We start from the raw sequence: 1,047 nt of genomic DNA, 5'->3' as shown, positions 1-1,047 counted from the left end.
GCCGGTCGAAGATACCAGGCCGCTGCGACTGTTTATTAAAAACACAGCACTCTGCAAACACGAAAGTGGACGTATAGGGTGTGACGCCTGCCCGGTGCCGGAAGGTTAATTGATGGGGTTAGCGCAAGCGAAGCTCTTGATCGAAGCCCCGGTAAACGGCGGCCGTAACTATAACGGTCCTAAGGTAGCGAAATTCCTTGTCGGGTAAGTTCCGACCTGCACGAATGGCGTAACGATGGCGGCGCTGTCTCCACCCGAGACTCAGTGAAATTGAAATCGCTGTGAAGATGCAGTGTATCCGCGGCTAGACGGAAAGACCCCGTGAACCTTTACTATAGCTTTGCACTGGACTTTGAATTTGCTTGTGTAGGATAGGTGGGAGGCTTTGAAGTGGGGACGCCAGTTCTCATGGAGCCATCCTTGAAATACCACCCTGGCAACTTTGAGGTTCTAACTCAGGTCCGTTATCCGGATCGAGGACAGTGTATGGTGGGTAGTTTGACTGGGGCGGTCTCCTCCCAAAGAGTAACGGAGGAGTACGAAGGTGCGCTCAGACCGGTCGGAAATCGGTCGTAGAGTATAAAGGCAAAAGCGCGCTTGACTGCGAGACAAACACGTCGAGCAGGTACGAAAGTAGGTCTTAGTGATCCGGTGGTTCTGTATGGAAGGGCCATCGCTCAACGGATAAAAGGTACTCCGGGGATAACAGGCTGATACCGCCCAAGAGTTCATATCGACGGCGGTGTTTGGCACCTCGATGTCGGCTCATCACATCCTGGGGCTGAAGCCGGTCCCAAGGGTATGGCTGTTCGCCATTTAAAGTGGTACGCGAGCTGGGTTTAGAACGTCGTGAGACAGTTCGGTCCCTATCTGCCGTGGACGTTTGAGATTTGAGAGGGGCTGCTCCTAGTACGAGAGGACCGGAGTGGACGAACCTCTGGTGTTCCGGTTGTCACGCCAGTGGCATTGCCGGGTAGCTATGTTCGGAAGAGATAACCGCTGAAAGCATCTAAGCGGGAAACTTGCCTCAAGATGAGATCTCACTGG

1 rRNA gene is annotated in these 1,047 nt (G+C 53.6%); it reads left to right on the top strand.

Features of this window, described 5'->3' with window-relative positions:
- Positions 1-1,047: ribosomal RNA gene (locus N430_RS29190) — 23S ribosomal RNA — on the top strand; the annotation flags it as partial.

It is taken from the genome of Pseudomonas sp. CC120222-01a (assembly GCF_003097235.1).
Classification (GTDB): domain Bacteria; phylum Pseudomonadota; class Gammaproteobacteria; order Pseudomonadales; family Pseudomonadaceae; genus Aquipseudomonas.
The sequence above is the reverse complement of the archived record's forward strand: the minus strand, read 5'-3'. Positions and strand labels throughout refer to the sequence as shown.